Here is a 22,811-nt window from a genome sequence, read left to right as displayed (position 1 = left end):
GTGCACGGATGTGGTGTCCGCTCGCCGTGCGAGTTCGCAGGGAGGGGAGGATCGATAGTGGCGCTGTACCGGAATGCGGGGGCTGGAGGGCGCCGCGCTGCCGTGGCAGTTGCGGTCGGTGTGCTGCTGACCGCCGCCTGCACGGCCAATCCGCCTCCGCCCGTCGAGAGCACGGACAGCCTCAGTCCGACGACCACCGTGACCGCCAGGAACACCGTGGTCGTCGCGATCGACGACGTCGGTACGGGATTCAATCCGCATCTTCTCGCCGATCAGTCGCCCGTGAACTCCGCGGTCAGTGCGCTCGTTCTGCCGAGCCCGTTCCGGCCGGTGCTCGACCCGGAACGCCCGGGCATCACGGACTGGGTGCTCGACCCGTCGGTTCTGGTGTCGGCGACCCTCGAGCCGCCGACACCCGAGGCGCCGTCGACGATCGTCTACCAGCTGCGCAACGAGGCCCAATGGTCCGACGGCGCGCCGATCGCCGCTGAGGACTTCCGGTACCTGTGGCAGCAGATGATCAGTCAGCCCGGGGTCGTCGACCCCGCCGGCTACGGGTTGATCGAAGATGTCGAGTCGTCCGGCGGCGGCAAGACCGTCACCGTCAAGCTCACGGCGGCATATCCGGCGTGGCGCCAGCTTTTCACCGACCTGCTGCCGTCGCACCTGGTGAAGGACTCGCCGGGTGGGTTCGCGCGGGGACTGTCGGACAGCATCCCGGTGTCCGGTGGCCTCTTCCACATAAAGTCGGTCGACCCCGGCCGGGACGAGATTCTGCTCGAGCGCAACGACCGATTCTGGGGCCCGCCGGCCGTGGCCGACGAGATTCTCATGCGCCGCGGCGGGTCGCCGGCGCAGCTGGCCGATTCCATGCGATCCGGTGACACACAGGTGGCGCGAGTCCACGGAGGGGCCGGGACTCTCGCGCAGCTTTCGGTGATCCCCGGCGTGCGCACGGGCACCGAACTGCAACCGCGGGTGCTGACGGTGACGCTCAACGGCCGGGTGGCACAGCTGGCCGACGTAGGGGTCCGCAGGGGTCTGCTCGGGTTGCTCGACGCGAACCTGCTCGCGACCGTCGGTGCCGGCAGTCAGTCGTCGGCGACGGCGGCGCGCGCTCAGGTGCTGGCACCCTCCGACCCCGGCTATGTACCCACGGCCCCGCAGGCGCTCGCGCGTGAGCAGGCGACGGACCTACTGGCGGCGGCCGGATTCCAGTCGGTGCCGAACGAGACGGGCCCGGCAGATCCGGAGGTCCTGACTCGCGGTCGCCTGATGCGCGGGGACAACCAGCTGACCTTGGTGATCGGTGCACCGCAAAACGACCGCACGGCCATCGCGGTCGCGAACACGGTGGCCGACCTGTGGCGCGGCGCTGGCATCGCGGCCGCGGTCCAGGTGCTGCATGGTGAGGATCTCTACGGTGACGCACTGTCGGCCGGAACCGTCGACGCGGTGGTCGGGTGGGAGCGAGCCGGAGGAGACCCGGCGACGTCTCTTGCGTCCCGCTTCGGGTGCCTGCCGTTGACGCCGTTGGGGACCACTTCCGAATCGTCGCCGACCGTCGCGTCGGAAGAGGGGCCCGCGCGACGGGCTCCGAGCAACCTCTCGGGTCTGTGCGATCCGGTGTTGCAGCCCGCGATCGACGAGGCCCTGCGGGGACAGGGCGACGTGCTGCAAGTTATCGCGGAGGCCGAGCCGCGCCTGTGGGATCTTGCGGCGGTGCTGCCGGTGCTGCAGGACAACACCGTCGTCGCGGCGGGACCGGGCGTCGAACGCGTGGACCTGACCGGCCCGGTTCAGGTGGGTGTCTTCGCGGATGCCGGTACCTGGACGCGGATCTTGCAGTGAGTGGACCATGCAGTGAGTGGATCGTGCAGTGAGTGAGGAAGCGGGTTCGGTGAGCGGTCGACGCATCCTGTTCGTACACGCACATCCCGACGACGAGACGCTGACGACGGGTGGCGCGATAGCCCGCTGCGCTTCGGATGGCGCCGAGGTCACGGTCCTCACCTGCACTCTCGGTGAGGAGGGTGAGGTGATCGGTGACCAGTGGGCCGGGCTGGTCGCCGACCGCGCCGATCAGCTGGGCGGCTACCGGATCCTCGAACTGACCCGTGCGCTGCGGGCGTTGGGTGCGTCCGCGCCCCGATTCCTGGGTGGCGCCGGTCGCTGGCGGGATTCGGGTATGGCAGGTACTGCGTCGTCGGCAAACCCACGGGCGTTCGTGAACGCCGATCCGGACGAGGCGGTGGGCGCGCTGGTCGCGGCGATCCGCGAATTGCGTCCGCACGTCGTGGTGACCTACGACCCGGCCGGCGGGTACGGCCACCCCGATCACGTTCAGACACACCGATTCACGACGGCGGCCGTCGAGGCTGCAGGCACCGCCGCGTTCGCCGATGCGGGTGCGCCGTGGGAGGTCGCGAAGTTCTACTGGACTGTCGCTGAGCAGGGAGCACTCGAGGCAGGACTCTCCCGGATCGGCGAGATCCCCGCCGGGTGGACGATGCCCGAACCGGACCAGTTGCCGAGCGTGCCGGATTCCACAGTGACTGCAGCGGTGGACGTCTCGACGGTGATGGAGGCGAAGCTGACGGCCCTGCGGGCCCACGAGACTCAGGTGGCCGTGACACCGTCGGGTTCCGGCTTCGTGTTGTCCAACCTCGTAGTACAGCCGATCCTGACCGAGGAGCACTTCGTGCTGGTCCGCGGGCAGGCCGGCCCTGTCGACGAGCGTGGACGCGAGGCGGACCTGTTCGCCGGGGTTTCCGCACCGCTCCCCACCCAGCGTGATGCGGGCAGCGGTCATGGCGGATGATCGAAGCGTGACCGATCCGAGCTCCACCGAAGCCCCGCCGAGCGTCGCAGAAAGCCGCACGACGTTGGCCCTGCTCACGTTGGACGGGTTCCTGTGCGCGGTCCTGACGGTCCTGTTCCTGCCCGCGTACATCGGGACGGCGCCGTTCCCGGTGTCGATCCTCGTTGGCGCGGCGGTGAATCTGCTGCTCGTCATCGGCGCCCGTCAGTTCACCGATCGGGTGCTCGTCGCTGCGGCGCCGCTCTTGGGCTGGCTGTTCGGCTTCGCTGTCTGCACGATCGGTGGACCCGGCGGCGATGTGCTCGTCTTCGAGGACTGGCGGACACTGCTGCTGTTCGTCGGAGCCGTCCTGCCCGCGGGCGTGTACCTGTTCCGGGTACAGGTCGAGACGATGGTCGCGCGCGCACAGAACTGATCGTTCGCGCGCTCAGTACTAGTCCTTCTGAGCGCGAAGCCAGATGCCTCCGGCGCCCGGCGTCACGGCCTCGACAAGCGACCACGCCTGCTCGGCGGGAATGTCGTGAACGACGTATCGGCCGGTGCCCGCGGGTGTGGCTGCGATGACCGTGGCGAGGCCCGCCCGACGCTGGAAGAACGTCTGCCGCACCGTCCACCCGATGATGCCCGCGGCCTCGAGGCTGTGCCGTCGGCGGTCCAGCGAACCGCTGCGGGTGATCAGCCAGCCCGGCAGCACCGCGTGGCCGAGCCCACGGTAGCGGTCCTGCGCCAACGTCGCCCCCGCGGCGGCCAGCACCACGACCCCCGCCCATGCGGGCCACGGCACGTGCCCGCCAGTGGCGAGGACGGCGACCGCGATCACGGCGGCGAGCGCCGCGGGCCACAGGGCTCGCGTGTATCGCTTTCGACGGGCGGCCGGTCCGTGCGCGACGAGCGGCGCGTCGGCCTGTCGGTCGTCGCCGAGGACGGTCGTCATCACGCGGGCTGCCTCGGTGCGTGGGCTCTGCGGTAGCAGCAGCGAGGACTCGCGGTGCTCGGCGCTGACGCCTGTCATGATCGCGTCCAGCGCGGCGCCGCCCACCAGGCGAAGCAGCAGTGGCTGCTTGAGCGTCGTCCCGCGTAGACGGGCGCGGTCGAGCGTGGTCTGTCGCGTCCGCAGCAGGCCGTGGCTCACGTGCAGGGTCTGACCGTTGTCCGTGACGGTCATATCTCCGTAGACGACGAGATACCGCACGCTCGCGAGCACGCTCGCGACGACGAACAGCGTGATCAGCGCGAACAGCGAGAGAACGGAGAGGGCGAGTGCCCCGGCTTGTTCGGCGGAATCGAAGCCGTTCGTGAATACAGGTGCGTCGGTGATCCGGTCTTGGAGGCCGTACTGGAAGATCACGCCGACGAAGGCGCCGATCGCGATCAGACCCGTGACGGAGAACGGGGCGTAGCGTACCCACGACGCGGACCAGTGCCCGATCTCGCGGGTCTGTGCGACTGCTGGTGCCGCGTCGTCCTCCGCATCCGGGGGGCGTCCGCGTCCGGCGAGGAGTGCGGAGCGCATATCCGGCACGAGCGACGCGTCGAGGGCGTTGAGCTCGAACCGGTCTTCGTGGCGGGTGGTTTGCCTTCCGGTCCCTATCCGCAGCACGGCCAGCCCGAGTAGCCGATGCATGACGCCTGCCTCGACATCGACGGACCGGATGCGGCTGCGCGGGACCGAGAGCAACTTCTTCTGGAACACCCCGCGTCGCAGCTGTACGTGCACGGGTCCGACGCGGTAGGTGGTGGTGACCCAACGCAGCACGCCGTGCGCTACCAGCGCGGCGACAGCTATCAGCCCCCAGTAGTGGTTGCCGCTACTGCTGCCGAGAATCCACGACACCACGATGACCGGCAGCAGCGTGAGGATCTCGTTAACTGGATGCACGATCAGCATCCGCTTGTCGAGACGCAGCCACGGCTGCTCTTCCTCGGCCGCGAGGGCTGCCGCTCCGGACGATTCGACGGGGACGCTCACGTGGCGTCTCCGGCGTTCGCTCCTGCAATCTCGGTAAGCCTTGCGACCGTGCGATCCGCCGTTTCCTGATCGAGGGCGACGATCTGCACGGCGCCGGCCGAGGAGGCGGTCGTGACCGTCACCGTGGCGAGTCCGAGCATGCGGTCGACTGGTCCGCGTTCGGTGTCAACGGTCTGCACCCTCGAGATGGGTGCGATCCGACGCTCCTGGGTGAACCATCCGGTCCGGGTGTACACGGCGGTTTCGCTGATCTCCCAGCGGTGCACCCGGTACCGCCAGAGCGGTACGACGAGGATGTGGACCACCGCCAGCACCATGGTGGTCGCGAGAACGGCACCGGGTACCCACCCCGGCCACCAGCCGATGATTACGACCACGGCCTGGGCCACGAACACCGGGAGCCACAGAAGTGCGGCGTTGATCGCCCACAACAGCCTGGCCTTGGTGCTCGGCCGCCACTGGGGGTCGGCCATCGTCACTGGTCGCTCGGATCGTGTCGAGTCGGGAGAAGGGAACACAGGCTCACGACCTTATCCTGCCCGACTCGTGGCTTATGGTGGAGGATGCCCCTGAGGACCGTAGGAGTGGCGCAGAGACGGGAGGTGGTCGAGATGGTTGCATACGAGACCGAGAACACCGAGGGCGAACCGGTGTCCGCGAACGTGTCCGAGGCCGACCTCGTCGAGCAGCTCACTCCGGCCGAGACGGATGACGAGCAGGACGAGTCGGCACCACCACCGCCGACGCCGCTCGAAGTCGATCCCGCTGACGCAGCCGAGCAGCGTCGAAGCGTGCCCGTCGACGAGGACTACCCGCACGGATAGGCAGACTTCGTAAGAACCCTGGTGGCAGTCACCCCGGTCGGTGGCGCATGATCGACGGGTGAGTCACTCGAGCGATGTCCCCGACCAGTCCACGTTCTCGCCGGTTCCGGGGCGTCAGATCCCCTCCGAGGCTCCGTCCGCGACTGCGATGCGCCGGGTCCTGCGCCGGGCCAGGGACGGCGTGACGCTGAACGTCGACGAGGCGACCACGCTGTTGCACGCGCGCGGCGCCGACCTCGAAGACCTGTGCGCATCGGCCGCGCGCGTACGGGATATGGGCCTGGATTCGGCGGGCCGCCCGAACACCGTGTCGTACTCGCGCAAAGTGTTCATCCCACTGACCCGTCTGTGCCGCGACAAGTGTCATTACTGCACGTTCGTCACGGTGCCGGGCAAACTGCGCGCTGCGGGCCAAGGGATGTATCTCGAGCCGGACGAGGTTCTCGAGATCGCTCGTCGCGGCGCCGAAATGGGTTGCAAGGAGGCACTGTTCACGCTCGGTGACCGACCGGAGGACCGTTGGCCAGAGGCGAAGCAGTGGCTTGACGAGCGCGGCTACGACTCCACCCTCGACTACGTCCGAGCGATGGCGATCCGGGTGCTCGAGGAGACGGGCCTGCTGCCGCACCTGAATCCGGGCGTGATGAGCTGGGAGGAGATCTCGCGCCTCAAGCCCGTCGCACCGTCGATGGGAATGATGGTCGAGACCACCTCGAAGCGGCTGTTCACCGAGAAGGGGGAGTGCCACTACGGCAGTCCCGACAAGGACCCCGAGGTTCGGCTTCGGACGCTGACCGATGCGGGCAGGTTGTCGGTACCGTTCACGACGGGCATCCTGGTCGGGATCGGCGAGACGCACGCCGAGCGCGCCGATTCCATCATGGCGATTCGCAAGCTGCACAAGGCCTTCGGTCACGTGCAGGAAGTGATCGTGCAGAACTTCCTCGCCAAGCCCGACACCGCGATGCGAGGTGCCCCTGACGCGAGTCTCGAGGAGTTCCTCGCGACCATCGCGGTCGCGCGACTGCTACTCGGTCCGGGCATGCGGATCCAGTCTCCGCCGAATCTGGTCTCACACGAGGAGTGCCTCGCGCTGATCGGGGCCGGCGTCGACGACTGGGGCGGCGTCTCGCCGCTCACCCCCGACCACGTGAATCCCGAACGACCTTGGCCCAATCTGGACACTCTCGCCGAGATCACGGCGCAGGCCGGGTTCATGCTCGTGGAGCGGACGGCGGCACAGCCGCAGTACGTGCTGGCCGGACATCCGTGGATCGACCCGCGGATCGGCGCCCACGTGCGGGCGCTCGCGGACCCCGATACCGGTCTGGCCCGCGAGGGTGTGAAACCGGTGGGGCTGCCGTGGCAGGAGCCCGACGAGGAGTGGGCGTCGTCGGGCCGGGTCGACCTGCACACCGAGATCGACACCAGTGGGCGCAACACCGAGACCCGGTCCGACCTCGGCAGCGCGTTCGGGGACTGGGACACCGTGCGGGAACAGGTCCTCGAATTGGGTCGAACCGCCCCGGTGCGTGTCGGCACCGACGTCCTCGCGGCGTTGCGCCACGCCGAAAAGGACCCCGCCGGTCTGTCCGATGACGAGTACCTCGCACTCGCGACCGCGGACGGGGCCGGACTCGAGGCCGTCGTCGCGCTCGCGGACGCGCTGCGCCGGGACGCTGTCGGCGACGACGTCACCTACGTCGTGAACAGGAACATCAACTTCACGAACATCTGCTACACGGGGTGCCGGTTCTGCGCCTTCGCTCAGCGCAAGGGCGACGCCGACGCGTACACGCTCTCGGCGGAGGAGGTCGCCGACCGAGCATGGGAGGCGCATGTCGCGGGCGCGACCGAGGTCTGCATGCAGGGTGGCATCGACCCCGAGCTGCCGGTCACCGGGTACGCCGACTTGGTGCGGGCGGTCAAGCTGCGCGTTCCGTCGATGCACGTGCACGCGTTCAGCCCGATGGAGGTCGTCAATGGCGCCTCCCGCAGCGGCCAGAGCATCCGCGATTGGCTCATCGAACTGAAGGCCGCCGGGCTCGACACGATTCCCGGAACCGCGGCCGAGATCCTCGACGACGAGGTGCGGTGGGTGCTGACCAAGGGCAAGCTGCCGACATCGGCGTGGATCGACGTGATCACCACCGCGCACCAGGTGGGGCTGCGGTCGAGTTCGACGATGATGTACGGCCACGTGGACAGTCCCAGGCACTGGGTCGGCCACCTGCAGGTGATCCGTGGAATTCAGGACGAGACAGGAGGTTTCACCGAGTTCGTGCTGCTGCCGTTCGTGCATCAGAGCGCCCCGCTGTACCTGGCGGGGGCGTCGCGACCGGGACCCACGCGCCGCGACAACCGGGCGGCGCACGCGCTGGCGCGGATCATGCTGCACGGACGCATCGACAACATCCAGACCAGCTGGGTCAAGCTCGGTGTCGCCGGAACCCAGGCGATGCTCCAGGGTGGTGCGAACGATCTGGGCGGCACGCTGATGGAGGAGACCATCTCCCGGATGGCCGGATCGCAGTACGGATCCGAGAAGACGGTCGAGGAGTTGCGGGCCATCGCCGAGGGGATCGGCCGGCCGGTTCGGGAGCGGACGACGACCTACGCCCTTCGTGAGCCCACGTCCGTGCTGCCGCTGGTCTGACGACGCGGATCCCGGCGCCTGTATGAGGGCACCCTCACCGACTGGTCGTGGCCGCAACGCTTCATACTGGACACTCCGGATGTTCGCCGGGCTCGAGCCCGGAGCCGGCTCGCCGAGGCGCCCCGGCGTCAGTGTCGGAAAGCGCCCCGGCGCCAGTGTCAGAAAGGCAGGGAGAGCAGCAGTGACCTACGTGATTGCCGAACCGTGCGTCGACGTGATGGACAAGGCCTGCATCGAGGAGTGTCCAGTCGACTGCATCTACGAGGGCGGTCGCATGCTCTACATCCATCCGGACGAGTGCGTGGACTGCGGTGCGTGTGAGCCCGTCTGCCCCGTGGAAGCGATCTTCTACGAGGACGACGTCCCGGACCAGTGGACCAGCTATGTCACCGCGAACGTCGACTTCTTCGACGATCTCGGTTCGCCGGGCGGTGCCGCGAAGCTCGGCAAGGTCGACTACGACCCGCCGATGATCAAAGCCCTGCCGCCCATGGGCGACGACTAGGTCGGAACGGTTCGAGGAAGATCGGTGCCGCGCATGCCCCGCAAGTCACCAGCGAAGGCCCTGCCGGATTTCCCGTGGGACTCCCTCGCGTCCGCGAAGCAGAAGGCGCAGTCGCATCCCGACGGGATCGTGAACCTGTCGGTCGGCACGCCGGTCGACCCGGTCGCGCCGGTCATCCAGGACGCGTTGGCGTCGGTCGCAGCGGTGCCCGGGTATCCGACGACGCACGGCACCGACGAGCTGCGTGAGGCCACGTCGGCGTCGCTGGCGCGGCGCTACGGTGTGACCGGTGTCGATCCCGCGGCGATCCTCCCTGTGATCGGCACCAAGGAAGTCATCGCGTGGCTGCCGACCCTGCTCGGGCTCGGCGCGGAAGATCTCGTGGTGATTCCGGAGGTCGCCTATCCCACCTACGAGGTGGGCGCTCTGCTCGCCGGTACGCGAGTGTTGCGCGCCGATGGAACCGCGCAGTTGGGGCCGCAGACGCCGGCACTGATCTTCGTCAACTCCCCGTCCAATCCCACCGGCAAGGTGCTCGGTGTCCCGCACCTGCGCAAGGTGGTCGAGTTCGCCCGCGAGCGTGGCGCGATCGTCGCCTCCGACGAGTGCTACCTCGGTTTGACCTGGGAAGACGAGGCCGTGTCGATCCTCGATCCGCGTGTGTGCGGCGGCGATCACACCGGGCTGCTGGCGATCCATTCGCTGTCGAAGACCTCGAATCTGGCCAGCTACCGGGCCGGCTTCCTTGCGGGTGACCCAGAGTTGGTCGCCGAACTGCTCGAGGTGCGCAAGCACGCGGGCTTGATGATGCCGACACCGATCCAGGCCGCGATGGCGGCGGCCCTCACCGACGACGATCAGGAGCGGGAGCAGCGCGAGCGGTACCGGAGGCGCCGCGAGATCCTGCTGGCCGCTGTCCGCGGGGCGGGTTTGACCGTCGACAACTCGGAGGCGGGCCTGTACCTGTGGGCCACCCGCGGCGAGGACTGCCGGGACACCGTCGACTGGTTCGCCGAACGGGGCATCCTGGTCGCACCGGGCGACTTCTACGGCCCGCGGGGCGTCAAGCACGTGCGGATCGCTCTCACCGCGTCGGACGAGCGCATCGCGGCGGGGGCGAGTCGACTCGGCTGACGCTGTGAGTCACCGACAGGTGCGGTGACCCCCTGAACCCCCTCGCGCCGGCCCGTCTCGGCGTAGCCTGAGCTTGGTTGCAGATTCTTGGCTCTGGCTGAGGAGGGCAGCATGGATGCCGTCACGCAGGTACCGGCGCCGCGCAACGAGCCGGTGCACTCCTACGCGCCGGGAAGCGCTGAGCGCGACCGTCTGAAGGCGGCGCTCGCCGCGCACACCGCCTCGGCGATCGAGATTCCGCGCGTGGTCGGTGGCCGTGACCGCTTCGGCGGTGGTGAAATCCGGGAAGTGGTTCAGCCGCATCGCCATTCGTCTGTCCTGGCGACCTTCACCAACGCGACGTACGACGACGCCTCCGCCGCGATCGACGCGGCGACCGCAGCGGCGCCCGCGTGGCGAGGGATGCCGTTCGACGAACGAGCGGCGATCCTGTTGCGCGCCGCCGACCTGCTGTCCGGAACCTGGCGCGAGAAGCTGGCTGCGGCGACGATGTTGGGGCAGTCCAAGTCGGTGCAGCAGGCCGAGATCGACGCACCGTGTGAATTGGTCGACTTCTGGCGGTTCAACGTGCACTTCGCCCGCCAGATCCTCGCCGACCAGCCGATCTCGTCGCCGGGCGTGTGGAATCGGCTCGAGTACCGGCCGCTCGAAGGGTTCGTGTACGCAATCACGCCCTTCAACTTCTCGGCCATTGCCGGCAACCTGCCGACCGCCCCGGCCCTGATGGGAAACACGGTGATCTGGAAACCGTCTCCCACACAGACCCTCGCCGCCTATTGGACGATGAGACTGCTCGAGGCGGCGGGCATGCCTCCCGGAGTGATCAATCTGCTCACCGGGGACGGTGCGGCGGTTTCCGATGTGGCGCTGCGTGACCCGAGGCTGGCTGGGATCCACTTCACCGGGTCGACGGCGACGTTCCAGTACCTGTGGCGGGAGGTGGGCGCGAACATCGAGAGCTACCGCGGCTACCCGCGCTTGGTGGGAGAGACCGGAGGCAAGGACTTCGTGGTCGCGCACGCGTCGGCCGACCCCGCGACACTGTCGACCGTCCTCGTCCGGGGGGCGTTCGAGTACCAGGGGCAGAAGTGTTCGGCGGCATCACGCGCGTACATTCCGCAATCGGTGTGGGGCGGGATGAGGGATCAGTTCCTCGCCGAGGTTGACGCCCTCACCTACGGTGACGTCACCGATCTCGAGAACTTCGGTGGAGCGCTCATCGACCGCCGCGCCTACGACAAGTCGGTCGCCGCGATCGAGCGGGCACGCGCCGCGGACGGCGTGCAGATCGCCGTCGGCGGCAAGTACGACGACAGTGTCGGCTACTTCGTCCGGCCCACCGTGCTGCTCGTCGACGATCCACACGACGAGGCGCTGCGGAAGGAGTACTTCGGGCCGATCCTGTCGGTGTACCTGTACGACGACTCCGCGCCCGGTGCGTTCGCCGACATCCTCACGGCCGTGGACAGCGCGGCACCCTACGCGCTCACCGGCGCCGTCGTCGCGGAAGACCGAGCAGCGGTCGAACAGGCCTCGGCCGCACTGCGCTACACGGCCGGGAACTTCTACGTCAACGACAAGCCGACCGGGGCGGTGGTGGGACAGCAGCCGTTCGGAGGGGCTCGCGCATCGGGCACCAACGACAAGGCGGGATCGCCGCTGAACCTGCTGCGGTGGGTCTCGGCGCGCACGATCAAGGAGACGTTCGTTCCGCCGACCGACTACCGCTACCCGCACATGGAGTCCGAGGACGGGCGATGACGCCCGGCGTCATGTCGAATCCACTGCGGCCGGCCCTTCTCGCCGCCGCCCGCTCGGAGCGGGTGAAGGGTGCGGTCCTGAAGGCTCCGGTCACCAGATCGATCGTGCGGAGGTTCGTCGCGGGGGAGACGCTCGACGACGCGATGGCCGCGGCTGCGGCCCTGCTCGCTGCCGGCCGCTCGGTGAGCATCGACTACCTCGGTGAGGACACGTTCGACGTCGGGGAGGCACGCGCGACCGTCGTCGCGTATCTCGCGTTGATCGCCGAACTCGGACGGCTGCCCCAAGCCGGGGTGGACGGGGTCCACCCGCTCGAAGTGTCGGTGAAGCTCTCTGCGCTGGGGCAGGGTTTGCCGGCGGACGGCGACAAGATCGCGCTCGATCACGCGCGCACGATCTGCTCGGCCGCGCAAACGCACGGCGTATGGGTCACGGTGGACGCCGAGGACCACACTCGCACCGACTCGACGTTGTCGATCGTCGGCAGCTTGCGTGCGGACTTCCCGTGGCTCGGCGCCGTGGTTCAGGCCTACCTGCGGCGAACCGAGGGCGACTGCCGCGACCTGGCCGGCGCCGGCTCGCGGATCCGGCTGTGCAAGGGGGCCTACAGCGAACCGGAGTCGGTGGCATACCAATCACGTGCCGAGGTGGATGCGTCGTACATGCGCTGCCTGGCGACCCTGATGCGCGGCGACGGCTACCCGATGGTCGCGACGCACGACCCGACGATCATAGGCTCGGTCGACGAGTTGTTGCGGGAAACCGGAAGGAACGTAGACGGTTTCGAGCACCAGATGCTGTTCGGCATCCGTGAGCTCGAACAGAAACGGCTCGTCGACGCCGGCCGCCGGGTGCGGGTCTACGTGCCGTACGGTAGTCAGTGGTACGGCTACTTCATGCGCCGTCTCGCGGAGCGGCCGTCGAACCTGTGGTTCTTCATGCGCTCGGCAGCCACGCGCAGCTGACGCGGTGATGTGAGAAGGTGGGCATCGTGCTGCTCAGTTCGATCGAACCTCGCGCCGTCGCGCGTGGCGACGACCTTCGCGACGCGGTCCGGGTAGGGGACACCACATTCTCCCGTACCGACATCGTCGGTGCCGCCGGGGCCTTGGCCAAGCGAATCGCCGGCGCCCAGCGTGTCGCGGTACTCGCGACACCGTCCGCGGCGACGGTGATCGCGGTGGTCGGTAGCCTGCTCGCCGGTGTGACGGTCGTTCCGGTTCCACCGGACTCCGGTCCGGCCGAGCGTGCCCACATCCTCTCCGATTCCGGTGCGCAGGCGTGGCTCGGGCAGGCTCCCGACGACAGCTCGCTCCCGGTGGTCCCGGTTCGGTTGCACGCCCGTGACTGGCACAGCCACCCCGAACCGCCCCCCTCCTCGATCGCCTTCGTGCTGTACACCTCCGGCACCACGGGTGCGCCAAAGGGCGTGCTGCTCAGTCGTGGCGCAATTGCCTTGGGCATCGATGCGCTTGCCGAGGCGTGGGATTGGACCTCGAAAGATGTTCTGGTGCAAGGGCTTCCACTGTTCCATGTACACGGACTCATCCTCGGTCTGATCGGCGCGCTGCGGGTCGGCAGCCCCATGATCCACACGGTCAGGCCGACGCCGCGCGCATACGCCGAGGCCGCCGCCGCCGGTGGCACGCTGTTCTTCGGCGTACCGACCGTGTGGTCACGGATCACCGAGGACCCCGAGTCCGCCCGTGCCCTCAGCGGTGCGCGACTACTGGTGTCGGGCAGCGCGGCGTTGCCGGTGCCGGTGTTCGAGCGGCTGCACGAGCTCACCGGTCTCGCGCCGATCGAGCGGTACGGCATGAGCGAGACGCTGCTGACCTTGACCACGCGCTTCGACGGCGAACGGCGCCCCGGCTGGGTGGGCTTGCCGGTCCGTGGCGTCCAGACGCGTCTGCGTGACGAACGAGGAGCAGACGTCCCGCACGACGGCGAGAGCTTCGGCGGGCTCGAGGTTCGCGGACCGATGCTCTTCGACGGCTATCTCAACCGCCCCGACGCGACCGCCGAGTCGTGGACCGAGGACGGGTGGTTCAAGACCGGTGACGTCGCCGCGATCGACCCGGGCGGCTTCCATCGGATCGTCGGACGCGAGTCGACCGACCTCATCAAGTCCGGCGGGTTCCGCATCGGTGCCGGTGAGGTCGAGACGGCGCTGCTCGGTTTCCCCGGTGTGAGGGAGGCCGCCGTCGTCGGACTACCGGACGCTGACCTCGGCCAGCGAATCGTGGCATTCGTCATCGGCGACGGACTCGACGAGACCACCCTGATCGACCATGTCGCTTCGCAATTGTCGGTGCACAAGCGGCCGCGGGAGGTCCGCATCGTCGAGTCGTTGCCCCGCAACGCGTTGGGCAAGGTACAGAAGAAATTGCTGACCTGAGAGCCCGCACCGACCGGCGTATGGTCGGGGGCATGAGCGCTGTCACAAGCACACGCGTCGTTCTCGCCTCGCGGCCTCACGGCGAGCCGACGCCGGACAATTTCCGTACCGAGACTGTGGAACTGCCAGCCTTGTCCGACGGACAGGTTCTGCTGCGCACCGTGTACCTGTCGCTCGACCCGTACATGCGCGGCCGGATGAACGACGCCAAGTCATATGCCCCACCGGTCGCGGTGGGTGATGTCATGGTCGGCGCGACGGTCTCGCAGGTCGTCGAGTCCCAGAGTCTACGAATCGAACCCGGAGCCTACGTTCTCGGGTACACCGGTTGGCAGTCCCACGCGGTGGCCGACGTCAACAGCCTGCGCGCCCTTTACCCCGATCGCGCACCGCTGTCCACGGCCCTCGGCGTGCTCGGTATGCCCGGATTCACCGCGTACGCGGGTCTACTCAAGATCGGCCGCCCGCAGGCTGGCGAGACCGTCGTCGTGGCTGCGGCGGCGGGTCCGGTCGGGTCGGCCGTCGGTCAGATCGCGAAGATCCACGGGGCCCGGGCCGTCGGGATCGCCGGCGGAGCGGAGAAATGCGGGTACCTGCGCGACGAACTAGGGTTCGATGCCGCGATCGATCACCGCGCCGAGGACTTCGCCGACCAACTGAAGGCGGCGGTACCGGACGGCATCGACGTCTACTTCGAGAACGTCGGCGGCCCTGTCACCGCCGCGGTGCTCCCGCTGCTCAACTTCTATGCGCGCATTCCGGTGTGCGGATTGGTGTCCCAGTACAACATTGTGTCGGCTCCCGAGGGGCCGGACCGATTGCCTGCCTTCATGGGTCTGGTCCTCACCAGGAGCCTCACCGTTCGCGGCTTCATCCAGACCGAGTTCATCCAGGAGATGTCCGCGGACTTCGAACGCGACGCCTCCGGGTGGCTCGCCGACGGACGGCTCAAGCACCGGGAGGATGTCGTGGTCGGGTTGGAGAAGGCGCCGGACGCATTCATCGGGATGCTGCATGGAAAGAACTTCGGAAAGCTGGTCGTCCGGGTCGGGCCGGAACAGGACTGACCGACTGAAACCCGTCCCGATTGCGGCCTGCCGGCCTATCGGGTGTCCCGGAAGACCGGATCCCGCTTCTCCCGTCGGGCCAGGGTGGCCTCTTCGAAGTTGTCTGTCATCAGCCGAATCATCAACTGGCCGAGTCCTTCCTGGTTCATGTGCTGGGACATCGACGATGCGTCCAGGCTCGACCACAGGGTGCGCTTGGTCAGTTCGATGCCGGGTCGCGAGAACATCGCGATCCGCTGCGCCAGGTCGAACGCCTCCTCCAGCAGATCCTCGCCGGCGACGATGCGGGACACGAGACCGATCCGGGCGGCCTCGTCGGCGTCGATGTCGCGCCCGGTGAGCATTATCTCGAACGCACGGGATGACCCGATGGCCCGCGGCAGCAGGTAGCTCAGGCCGAGCTCGCTCGAGGTGAGGCCGTTGTTGATCCCGGCCGCACGGAAGTACGCCTCGGGCGCGGCGAGCCGGATGTCGGCGGCCAACGACAGGCAGAATCCGCCGCCGATCGCGGCACCGTTGATCGCAGCGATCACCGGCTGGTGCATGCGGCGCAACGTGAGCACGACGTCGTCGAGCATCTCCATCGCGCGCAGCGCGACCGACGGCCGGGTCAGCCCGTCGATGTGCGGCGGGCTGCCCGCCGAGGTCTGGTCGGCTCCGGAGCAGAAGCCACGACCCGCGCCGGTGATGACGACGGCGCGAACCGAGTTGTCGTTGCTGATGGCCTCGAGCGACTCCCGAAACGGCACCATGACGTCGAACGCCATCGCGTTCATGCGTTCCGGACGGTTGAGGGTCACCAGCGCCACGTTCTCGCGCGGTCGTTCGACAACGATGAAGCTCAACGGATCTCCTACAGGTGAAGGGTCGACGTGCGCCGACCCTACGTCGTGAGACCGTCCGGTGTGCCCGTTTTCGAGCGGTTCAGGGTGTCGTCGTGGCCGCGGGTTGGCGTGCGCGACGACGCGAATTGATCAGTGACAGCACGCCGATCACGAGGACAAGCACCAGCGTGGAGATCAATTGTCTGCGTGCGTCCGTGTCGAAGGCCATCAGCACGACCAAGCCGCCGAGGAGGGCCAGCGTCAGATAGCTCAGGTGGGGGAACAGCCACATCCGGACCGACAGCTTGCCCTCGCGCTCCAATTTCGGGCGCAGGCGCAGGTGCGCGACCACGATGAACACCCAGATCACCAGGAGCGCCGCGCCGACGGAGTTGAGCAGGATGCCGAGCAGTGAATCGGGGAGCAGCCAGGTCAGCAGGACGCTGACGAAGCCGAAGAACACCGACAGCCAAACCGCATTGGTGGGGACCCCGGACTTCGACAGTCTCGTCAGCGCAGCGGGCCCGTCGTTGCGCCGCGCCAGCGAAAATGCCATACGGGAAGTGCCATAGACCTGAGCGTTGAACGCGGAGAGCAGAGCGATGACGACGACCAGTTCCATCAGGCCCGAGACATACGAGATGTTCGCCTGGTCGAGTACTGCAACGAAGGGGCCGCTCTGGAGTGCGGGGTCGTTCCACGGCAGCAGCAGCACCATGATCGCGATCGAACCGAGGTAGAAGACGCTGATCCTCCAGACGACGCTGCGCACCGCCATCCCGATTGCACGCTCGGGGTCCCACGACTCGGCGGCTGCGATGGTGACGATCTCGATGCCGCCGAAAGCGAAGGCCACGACGAGTAGACCCGCGGCAATCCCGGCGAAGCCGTTCGGCATGAACCCGCCGTCGCCGAGGAGATGGGTGAATCCGACGGGCTCGGTGCCGGGGAACAGGCCGAACACCAGCAGCACGCCGACGACCAGGAACCCGATGATCGCAGCGACCTTGAGCGCAGCGAACCAGAATTCGAACTCGCCGAAGTTGCCCACCTTCGCGAGATTGATGACCGCGAAGAACGTCACGAACACCAGCGCGATGACCCACTGCGGGACGGAGGGAAGCCACTGGCTCACGATCGCCGACGAGCCGGTGATCTCGGCGCCGAGGACCATGATCAGCATGAACCAGTACAGCCAGCCCATGACGAAGCCGGCCCACTCCCCGATGCCGATGCGCGCGTAGTGCGAGAAGGATCCGCTCGCGGGCAGAGCGGCCCCCATCTCGCCGAGCATGCGCATCACGCACACGACGACGAAACCGGCAACGAGGTAAGAGATGAGGACCGCAGGACCAGCTTTCGCGATCCCGACCCCACTCCCGAGGAAGAGACCCGCTCCGATCGCCGACCCGAGGCCCATCATCGTCAGATGACGAACCTTCAGGCCGTGCCGCAGGTGGACCGGCGTCCCTGTGCTGCTCACTAGTCGTTCGCGTGCAATGCTTCGTTGAGTTCGACGCCGGTGCCCTTCCACGGCACAACCTCCACGGTGCCGGACACGGAATTGCGGCGGAACAGGATGTTCGATTTGCCGCTGAGGTCAGCGGCCTTGACCACGGTGCCGTCCGGGCCCGTCACCTTGGTGCCCGCAGTGATGTAGAGGCCGGCCTCGACGACGCAGTCGTCGCCGAGCGAGATACCCAGGCCGGAGTTCGCGCCCAACAGGCAGCGCTCGCCGACGGAGATGACCTGCTTACCGCCACCGGACAGGGTGCCCATGATCGAGGCACCGCCGCCGATGTCCGAGCCGTCCCCGACGAGCACGCCGGCGGAGATGCGGCCCTCGACCATCGAGTTGCCGAGCGTGCCCGCGTTGAAGTTGACGAAGCCCTCGTGCATGACGGTGGTACCGCTCGCCAGGTGCGCGCCGAGACGGACGCGGTCGGCGTCGGCGATCCGCACCCCCGACGGAACCACGTAGTCCACCATGCGGGGGAACTTGTCCACGCCGAACACAGTGACCGGGCCTCGGATCCGCAGGCGCGAGCGGACCAGTTCGAAGCTGTCGACCGCGCACGGTCCGTAGTTGGTCCACACGACGTTCGCGAGCAGGCCGAAGATGCCGTCGAGGTTGATCGTGTGCGGCTGCACCAGGCGGTGCGACAGCAGGTGTAGACGCAGGTAGGCGTCGTGCGCGTCGACCGGCGCCGCGGACAGGTCGGCGATCGTGGTGCGCACCACGACCTGGTTGACCTCGCGGGCCTCGTCGTGGCCGACGAGCAGCGCGAGATCCGAAGGAATGTCGGTGCCCTCGAGCGCGACGGTTCCGTTCTCCTTGAACCCGCCCAGTTCGGGGGCGGGGTACCAGGTGTCGAGAACCGCGCCTGACTCGGTCACGTTGGCGACGCCTACTGCAGAAGCTCCCTGTGCACTCACGGGACCACAGGTTACGCGAGCGGATGCACAGGCCCAGGGGCGGTGAGCCGATTGTGACCACCACCCACAGTTCCGACCGGTCGGGCCGCGGGATCCGATTGCCCTAACCTGGGAGCGTGAGCCTGCTGGATCTGCGTGCCGACCCGATCGATCTGACCGCCGCACTGGTGGACATACCGAGCGTGTCCCAGGACGAGCGAGCGATCGCCGACGCGGTCGAGGCCGCATTACGGGAACAGACCTCGGGGTTCGAGGTGATCCGCAACGGAAACGCGGTGCTTGCCCGCACGAACCGGGGTCTGCCGAGTCGTGTGTTGCTCGCCGGGCATCTCGACACGGTGCCGATCGCCGACAACGTGCCGAGCCATCGGACGAGGGACGAGCATGGTGACCTGCTGCATGGCTGCGGCACCGTCGACATGAAATCGGGCGATGCGGTGTTCCTGCACCTTGCTGCCACGATCGCGGATCTTGCCCACGACCTGACACTGGTGTTCTACGACTGCGAGGAGATCGAGGCGCAATACAACGGGCTCGGCCGGATCGAGAACGAGCTTCCCGATTGGCTGCACGCCGACGTCGCGATACTCGGCGAGCCCACGGCCGGTCTCATCGAGGCGGGTTGCCAGGGGACCCTGCGGGTGCGACTGACCGCGGCGGGCGTCCGGGCCCACTCCGCACGCTCGTGGCTGGGTGACAACGCGATCCACAAGCTCGCTCCGGTGCTCGAGCGACTGTCGGCGTATCAGGCACGGTCGGTGGATATCGACGGCTGCATATATCGCGAGGGGCTGTCGGCGGTGCGAATCTCGGGCGGGGTGGCCGGCAACGTCGTGCCCGACGCGGCGCAGTTGGACGTCAACTTCCGGTTCGCGCCCGACCGCAGCGTCGAGGGGGCGATCGCGCACGTGCGCGAGGTGTTCGATCCTTCGGCGCTCGGCGGACTCGAACTCGGGCTGGAGGTCACCGACAGTTCGCCCGGGGCCTTGCCCGGGCTGTCCGATCCGGCGGCGGCGGCGCTGATCGGCGCAGCCGGCGGACACTACCGTGCCAAGTACGGATGGACGGACGTCTCACGCTTCTCGGCGCTGGGGATTCCGGCAGTCAACTACGGACCGGGCGATCCGAATCTGGCGCACAAGCGGGACGAGCACGTCCCGGTCCACCAGATCACCGAGGTGACGCGGGTGTTGCGCGGATACCTGAGCACGTGAGCGCCTAGCCTGACCAGCATGGCACGTGAGAAGAAGACCGGAGCGGTACAACGCGGAGCGGCACAACCCGGAAACGGGGGCGCTGAGGACTGGGTGCAACATCGTGGTCCGGTCATGTTGCGGCGCGACCGCAAGGCCGACGTGGCGAACTCCGATCGGAAGCTGCTCGACCAACGCGGCCCGACCGACTGGGTGCACACCGACCCGTGGCGTGTGTTGCGCATCCAGAGCGAGTTCATCGACGGCTTCGATGCGCTCGCGGAGGTTCCGCGGGCGGTCTCGGTGTTCGGGTCGGCGCGCGTCGATGAGGATCACGCCGAGTACGCGCTCGCTCGTGAACTGGCCGGCGCGCTGGTACAGGCCGGGTACGCGGTGATTACCGGTGGTGGGCCAGGAGTCATGGAGGCCGCGAACCGTGGTGCCTGCGAGAGCGGCGGATACTCCATCGGTCTGGGGATCGAGTTGCCGTTCGAGGAGCGGCTCAACGACTGGGTCGATCTGGGCATCAACTTCCGGTACTTCTTCGCGCGTAAGACCATGTTCGTGAAGTACTCGCAAGCGTTCATCTGCCTGCCCGGTGGATTCGGCACGCTCGACGAGCTCTTCGAGGCGCTCACCCTGGTGCAGACCCGCAAGATCACTCGATTCCCGATCATTCTGGTGGGCACCGAGTTCTGGTCCGGGCTCATGGACTGGCTGCATTCCGTGCTCCAAGGAGCCGGTAAGATCTCCTCGGGCGACTTCGACCTCATCCACCTCACCGACAGCGTCGACGAGGCCGTGCGTATCGTCGTGGAGTCGCAGCAAGGTGTGGACGAAGCGGCACTTCTGGGAGATGAAGACGAGTGGTGAGCGGCGAGAAGTCCGGCGAGAAACTCGCTGTCTGCGTCTACTGCGCGTCACTTCCGGTCGATGCGCGGTTCCTGGATTTGGCCTCCGAGGTTGGTACCGCGATCGGTCGCCGTGGATGGCAACTGGTATCCGGCGGTGGCAATGTCGCGATGATGGGCGCGGTCGCGGAAGCGGCCCGTGCGGCCGATGCGTTTACGGTCGGTGTCATTCCGAAAGCGTTGGTACACAAGGAGCTTGCGGATGTCGATGCAGACGAGTTGATCGTCACCGACACGATGAGCGAACGTAAGCGGATCATGGCGGACCGCGCCGACGCGTTCATCACGCTACCCGGCGGAATCGGCACGTTGGAAGAGTTGTTCGAGACGTGGACGACAGGGTATCTCGGTATGCACAACAAGCCGGTTGTGATGCTCGATCCTTTCGATCATTTCCGCCCGCTGCTGCGCTGGCTCGAAGACCTGAAGGCTCAGCGCTTCGTCGGGCAGCGAGCACTCGACCGGTTGATCATCACTAGAGAAGTCGAGGCCGCGCTGGACGCTTGCACCGGCTGAACGTGGTGGGGATGTAGATGAGCTCAGACGCCGCTTCGACTATCGACCTTCTGCAGTTGGCGCGGCGACTGCCGGGGATGGCGACCGAACTCCCCATCCTGGCGCGCGGGGCGCTGGGTTTGATCCGTAGGCCGGAGGACCGGGTATCCATCGGCCGCGTCTTTCAGGACCTGGCGCGACGGCAACGCCATCATCCGTTCATCCGCTTCGAGGGCAAATCCATCACGTACGGTCAGGCGAACACACAGGTCAATCGGTACGCCGACGTCCTCGCGCGGCATGGCGTCCGGCGCGGCGACGTCGTCGGGGTCCTGATGAAGAACCGTCCCGAGACGCTCCTGGTGACGTTGGCGGTGGTCAAACTCGGTGCGGTCGCGGGAATGCTGAACCACAACCAACGCGGCGACGTCCTGGCGCACAGTTTGTCGTTGCTGGACAGCCGTGTGCTCGTCGTGGGAGAGGAGTGCGACGAGGCACTCGCGTCGCTCGACGGTGAGACACACGCACAGAAAGTATTGTGGAGTGCCGAACTCGACCGGGCCGCAGAGGGCGCGGACGCGTCGAATCCCACTGTGTGCGAGCGTATCCAAGGAAAGGACCGCGCCTTCTACATCTTCACCTCCGGTACCACCGGGCTACCGAAGGCCAGCCTGATGAGTCACCATCGCTGGCTCAGAAGCATGTCGGGGATCGGTGCGATGGGAGTGCGCTTGCGTCGCAGCGACACTCTCTACTGCGCGCTCCCGCTCTACCACAACAACGCTCTCACGGTGTCGCTGTCGGCGGTGCTCTTCTCCGGCGCGACCTTCGCGATCGGACGCAACTTCTCCGCCTCCCGGTTCTGGGACGAGGCGAAGGTCAACGAGGCCACCGCATTCGTCTACATCGGGGAGGTGTGCCGCTACCTGCTGAACCAGCCACCCACGCAGACCGACCGGGACAACGACATCCGACTCATCGTCGGAAACGGATTGCGCCCGGAGATCTGGACCGAGTTCACCGAGCGGTTCGGTATCGACCGTGTCGCAGAGTTCTACGGTGCGAGCGAGTGCAATATCGCGTTCGTCAATGCGTTGGGCGTCGAACGGACCGCGGGAATGTGCCCGCTGCCATATGCGGTGGTGGAGTTCGATCCCGACAGTGGCCGTGCGCGACGCTCCGCCGATGGACGTCTGCGCCGGGTGAGAACCGGCGAGGTGGGGCTGCTGCTGTCCAAGGTCACCGAACGCTCACCCTTCGACGGGTACACCGATCCCGACGCCAGCGAGAACAAGCTTGTCCGAGACGGCTTCAAGGACGGTGACTGCTGGTTCGACACCGGCGACCTGGTCCGAAGCCAGGGCTTCATGCATGTCGCGTTCGTCGACCGTCTCGGCGACACCTTCCGCTGGAAGGGCGAGAACGTCGCCACAACCGAGGTCGAGAGTGCGCTGTCCGCGTTCCCCGCGGTCGAACAGTCCGTCGCGTACGGTGTCACGGTCCCCGGAACGGACGGCAAGGCCGGCATGGCCGCGGTGACGCTACGCCGCGGCCACGAATTCGACGGGCAGCGGCTCGCGACGGTCTTGTTCAACCGGCTGCCGGTGTACGCGGTCCCGCTGTTCGTGCGGGTCGTCGATTCGCTCCAGACCACGTCGACGTTTAAGAGTCGCAAGGTGGAGTTGAGTGCGGAGGGGTACTCGTCGACCGTCGAGCGGCTCTACGTTCTCGCCGGCCGGACCGCAGGCTATGTACCCGCATACGACGGTTACGCCCGCGCCGTCGCCGAGGGTGATGCTCCCGGGGGATAGTGGCAT

20 protein-coding genes are annotated in these 22,811 nt (G+C 67.5%); 15 read left to right on the top strand and 5 right to left on the bottom strand.

Annotation, left to right across the window (positions count from 1 at the left end; all coding sequences use genetic code 11):
• Nucleotides 1-102: 102 nt before the first annotated feature.
• The 3 genes from EF834_RS01300 to EF834_RS01290 are packed head-to-tail and all read left to right on the top strand — an operon-like array spanning nt 103 to nt 3,236.
• The gene (locus EF834_RS01300; protein ID WP_235870947.1) at nt 103-1,851 is read left to right on the top strand and encodes an ABC transporter family substrate-binding protein; all 1,749 of its coding nucleotides are present in this window, start codon (nt 103-105) and stop codon (nt 1,849-1,851) included.
• Between the two features lie 49 nt (nt 1,852-1,900).
• Complete coding sequence (mshB, locus tag EF834_RS01295; RefSeq protein WP_127946027.1) at nt 1,901-2,821, top strand: N-acetyl-1-D-myo-inositol-2-amino-2-deoxy-alpha-D-glucopyranoside deacetylase; 921 nt, start codon at nt 1,901-1,903, stop codon at nt 2,819-2,821.
• Nucleotides 2,811-3,236, top strand: coding sequence for a hypothetical protein (locus EF834_RS01290; RefSeq protein WP_408014436.1), 426 nt, complete (start codon nt 2,811-2,813; stop codon nt 3,234-3,236). Before mshB ends, EF834_RS01290 begins: the two co-directional genes overlap by 11 nt.
• A gap of 18 nt (nt 3,237-3,254) precedes the next feature.
• Here the strand turns inward: EF834_RS01290 and EF834_RS01285 are convergent, their stop codons facing one another.
• Together EF834_RS01285 and EF834_RS01280 are read right to left on the bottom strand one after the other, a co-directional pair.
• Nucleotides 3,255-4,790 (bottom strand): PH domain-containing protein, encoded by a 1,536-nt coding sequence (locus EF834_RS01285; RefSeq protein ID WP_127944854.1) that lies wholly within the window; start codon nt 4,788-4,790, stop codon nt 3,255-3,257.
• Nucleotides 4,787-5,263, bottom strand: coding sequence for a PH domain-containing protein (locus EF834_RS01280; RefSeq protein WP_127944851.1), 477 nt, complete (start codon nt 5,261-5,263; stop codon nt 4,787-4,789). Before EF834_RS01280 ends, EF834_RS01285 begins: the two co-directional genes overlap by 4 nt.
• A gap of 111 nt (nt 5,264-5,374) precedes the next feature.
• Here EF834_RS01280 and EF834_RS01275 point away from each other — a divergent pair, with 111 nt between their 5' ends.
• The 8 genes from EF834_RS01275 (at nt 5,375) to EF834_RS01240 (ending at nt 15,135) form a co-directional block, all read left to right on the top strand.
• Nucleotides 5,375-5,614: a hypothetical protein gene (locus EF834_RS01275; RefSeq protein ID WP_235870946.1), complete on the top strand. Its 240-nt coding sequence runs from the start codon at nt 5,375-5,377 to the stop codon at nt 5,612-5,614.
• A gap of 40 nt (nt 5,615-5,654) precedes the next feature.
• Complete coding sequence (locus tag EF834_RS01270; RefSeq protein ID WP_127944845.1) at nt 5,655-8,270, top strand: bifunctional FO biosynthesis protein CofGH; 2,616 nt, start codon at nt 5,655-5,657, stop codon at nt 8,268-8,270.
• Nucleotides 8,271-8,451: 181 nt separating this feature from the next.
• On the top strand, nt 8,452-8,775 hold the full coding sequence (gene fdxA, locus EF834_RS01265; RefSeq protein WP_127944842.1) for a ferredoxin: 324 nt from the start codon (nt 8,452-8,454) through the stop codon (nt 8,773-8,775).
• A 33-nt stretch (nt 8,776-8,808) separates the two neighbouring features.
• Complete coding sequence (dapC, locus tag EF834_RS01260) at nt 8,809-9,909, top strand: succinyldiaminopimelate transaminase (protein ID WP_127944839.1); 1,101 nt, start codon at nt 8,809-8,811, stop codon at nt 9,907-9,909.
• Nucleotides 9,910-10,020: 111 nt separating this feature from the next.
• Nucleotides 10,021-11,670: an L-glutamate gamma-semialdehyde dehydrogenase gene (gene pruA / locus EF834_RS01255; RefSeq protein ID WP_127944836.1), complete on the top strand. Its 1,650-nt coding sequence runs from the start codon at nt 10,021-10,023 to the stop codon at nt 11,668-11,670.
• Nucleotides 11,667-12,635 (top strand): proline dehydrogenase family protein, encoded by a 969-nt coding sequence (locus EF834_RS01250; RefSeq protein ID WP_127944833.1) that lies wholly within the window; start codon nt 11,667-11,669, stop codon nt 12,633-12,635. Before pruA ends, EF834_RS01250 begins: the two co-directional genes overlap by 4 nt.
• 26 nt (nt 12,636-12,661) lie before the next feature.
• Nucleotides 12,662-14,068: an acyl-CoA synthetase gene (locus EF834_RS01245; RefSeq protein WP_127944830.1), complete on the top strand. Its 1,407-nt coding sequence runs from the start codon at nt 12,662-12,664 to the stop codon at nt 14,066-14,068.
• A 32-nt stretch (nt 14,069-14,100) separates the two neighbouring features.
• Complete coding sequence (locus EF834_RS01240) at nt 14,101-15,135, top strand: NADP-dependent oxidoreductase (protein WP_127944827.1); 1,035 nt, start codon at nt 14,101-14,103, stop codon at nt 15,133-15,135.
• Nucleotides 15,136-15,170: 35 nt separating this feature from the next.
• On the opposite strand, the gene EF834_RS01235 is transcribed toward EF834_RS01240, so the two are convergent.
• The 3 genes from EF834_RS01235 to dapD form a co-directional block, all read right to left on the bottom strand.
• The gene (locus EF834_RS01235; protein ID WP_127944824.1) at nt 15,171-15,980 is read right to left on the bottom strand and encodes an enoyl-CoA hydratase; all 810 of its coding nucleotides are present in this window, start codon (nt 15,978-15,980) and stop codon (nt 15,171-15,173) included.
• A gap of 79 nt (nt 15,981-16,059) precedes the next feature.
• Nucleotides 16,060-17,442, bottom strand: a complete 1,383-nt coding sequence (locus tag EF834_RS01230) for an amino acid permease (RefSeq protein WP_127944821.1) — start codon at nt 17,440-17,442, stop codon at nt 16,060-16,062.
• A complete protein-coding gene (dapD, locus tag EF834_RS01225) occupies nt 17,442-18,395 on the bottom strand; it encodes a 2,3,4,5-tetrahydropyridine-2,6-dicarboxylate N-succinyltransferase (protein ID WP_127944818.1) in 954 nt (317 codons plus the stop codon). The genes EF834_RS01230 and dapD overlap by 1 nt, the downstream gene beginning before the upstream one ends.
• A gap of 116 nt (nt 18,396-18,511) precedes the next feature.
• On the opposite strand from dapD, the gene dapE reads away from it, so the two are divergent.
• From dapE to EF834_RS01205, 4 genes are read left to right on the top strand one after another with little or no spacing between them, the layout of a single operon-like run.
• On the top strand, nt 18,512-19,609 hold the full coding sequence (gene dapE, locus EF834_RS01220; protein ID WP_127944815.1) for a succinyl-diaminopimelate desuccinylase: 1,098 nt from the start codon (nt 18,512-18,514) through the stop codon (nt 19,607-19,609).
• A gap of 18 nt (nt 19,610-19,627) precedes the next feature.
• Nucleotides 19,628-20,461: an LOG family protein gene (locus EF834_RS01215; protein ID WP_127944812.1), complete on the top strand. Its 834-nt coding sequence runs from the start codon at nt 19,628-19,630 to the stop codon at nt 20,459-20,461.
• On the top strand, nt 20,458-21,015 hold the full coding sequence (locus EF834_RS01210) for an LOG family protein (RefSeq protein WP_408014435.1): 558 nt from the start codon (nt 20,458-20,460) through the stop codon (nt 21,013-21,015). Before EF834_RS01215 ends, EF834_RS01210 begins: the two co-directional genes overlap by 4 nt.
• Before the next feature lie 17 nt (nt 21,016-21,032).
• Nucleotides 21,033-22,805, top strand: coding sequence for a long-chain-acyl-CoA synthetase (locus EF834_RS01205; RefSeq protein ID WP_127944806.1), 1,773 nt, complete (start codon nt 21,033-21,035; stop codon nt 22,803-22,805).
• The last annotated feature ends 6 nt before the right edge of the window (nt 22,806-22,811 follow it).

It is taken from the genome of Rhodococcus spongiicola, assembly GCF_004011835.1.
GTDB classification, from domain to species: domain Bacteria; phylum Actinomycetota; class Actinomycetes; order Mycobacteriales; family Mycobacteriaceae; genus Prescottella; species Prescottella spongiicola.
Note: the sequence above shows the minus strand (reverse complement) of the source record. Positions and strands in the feature narration are given on the sequence as shown.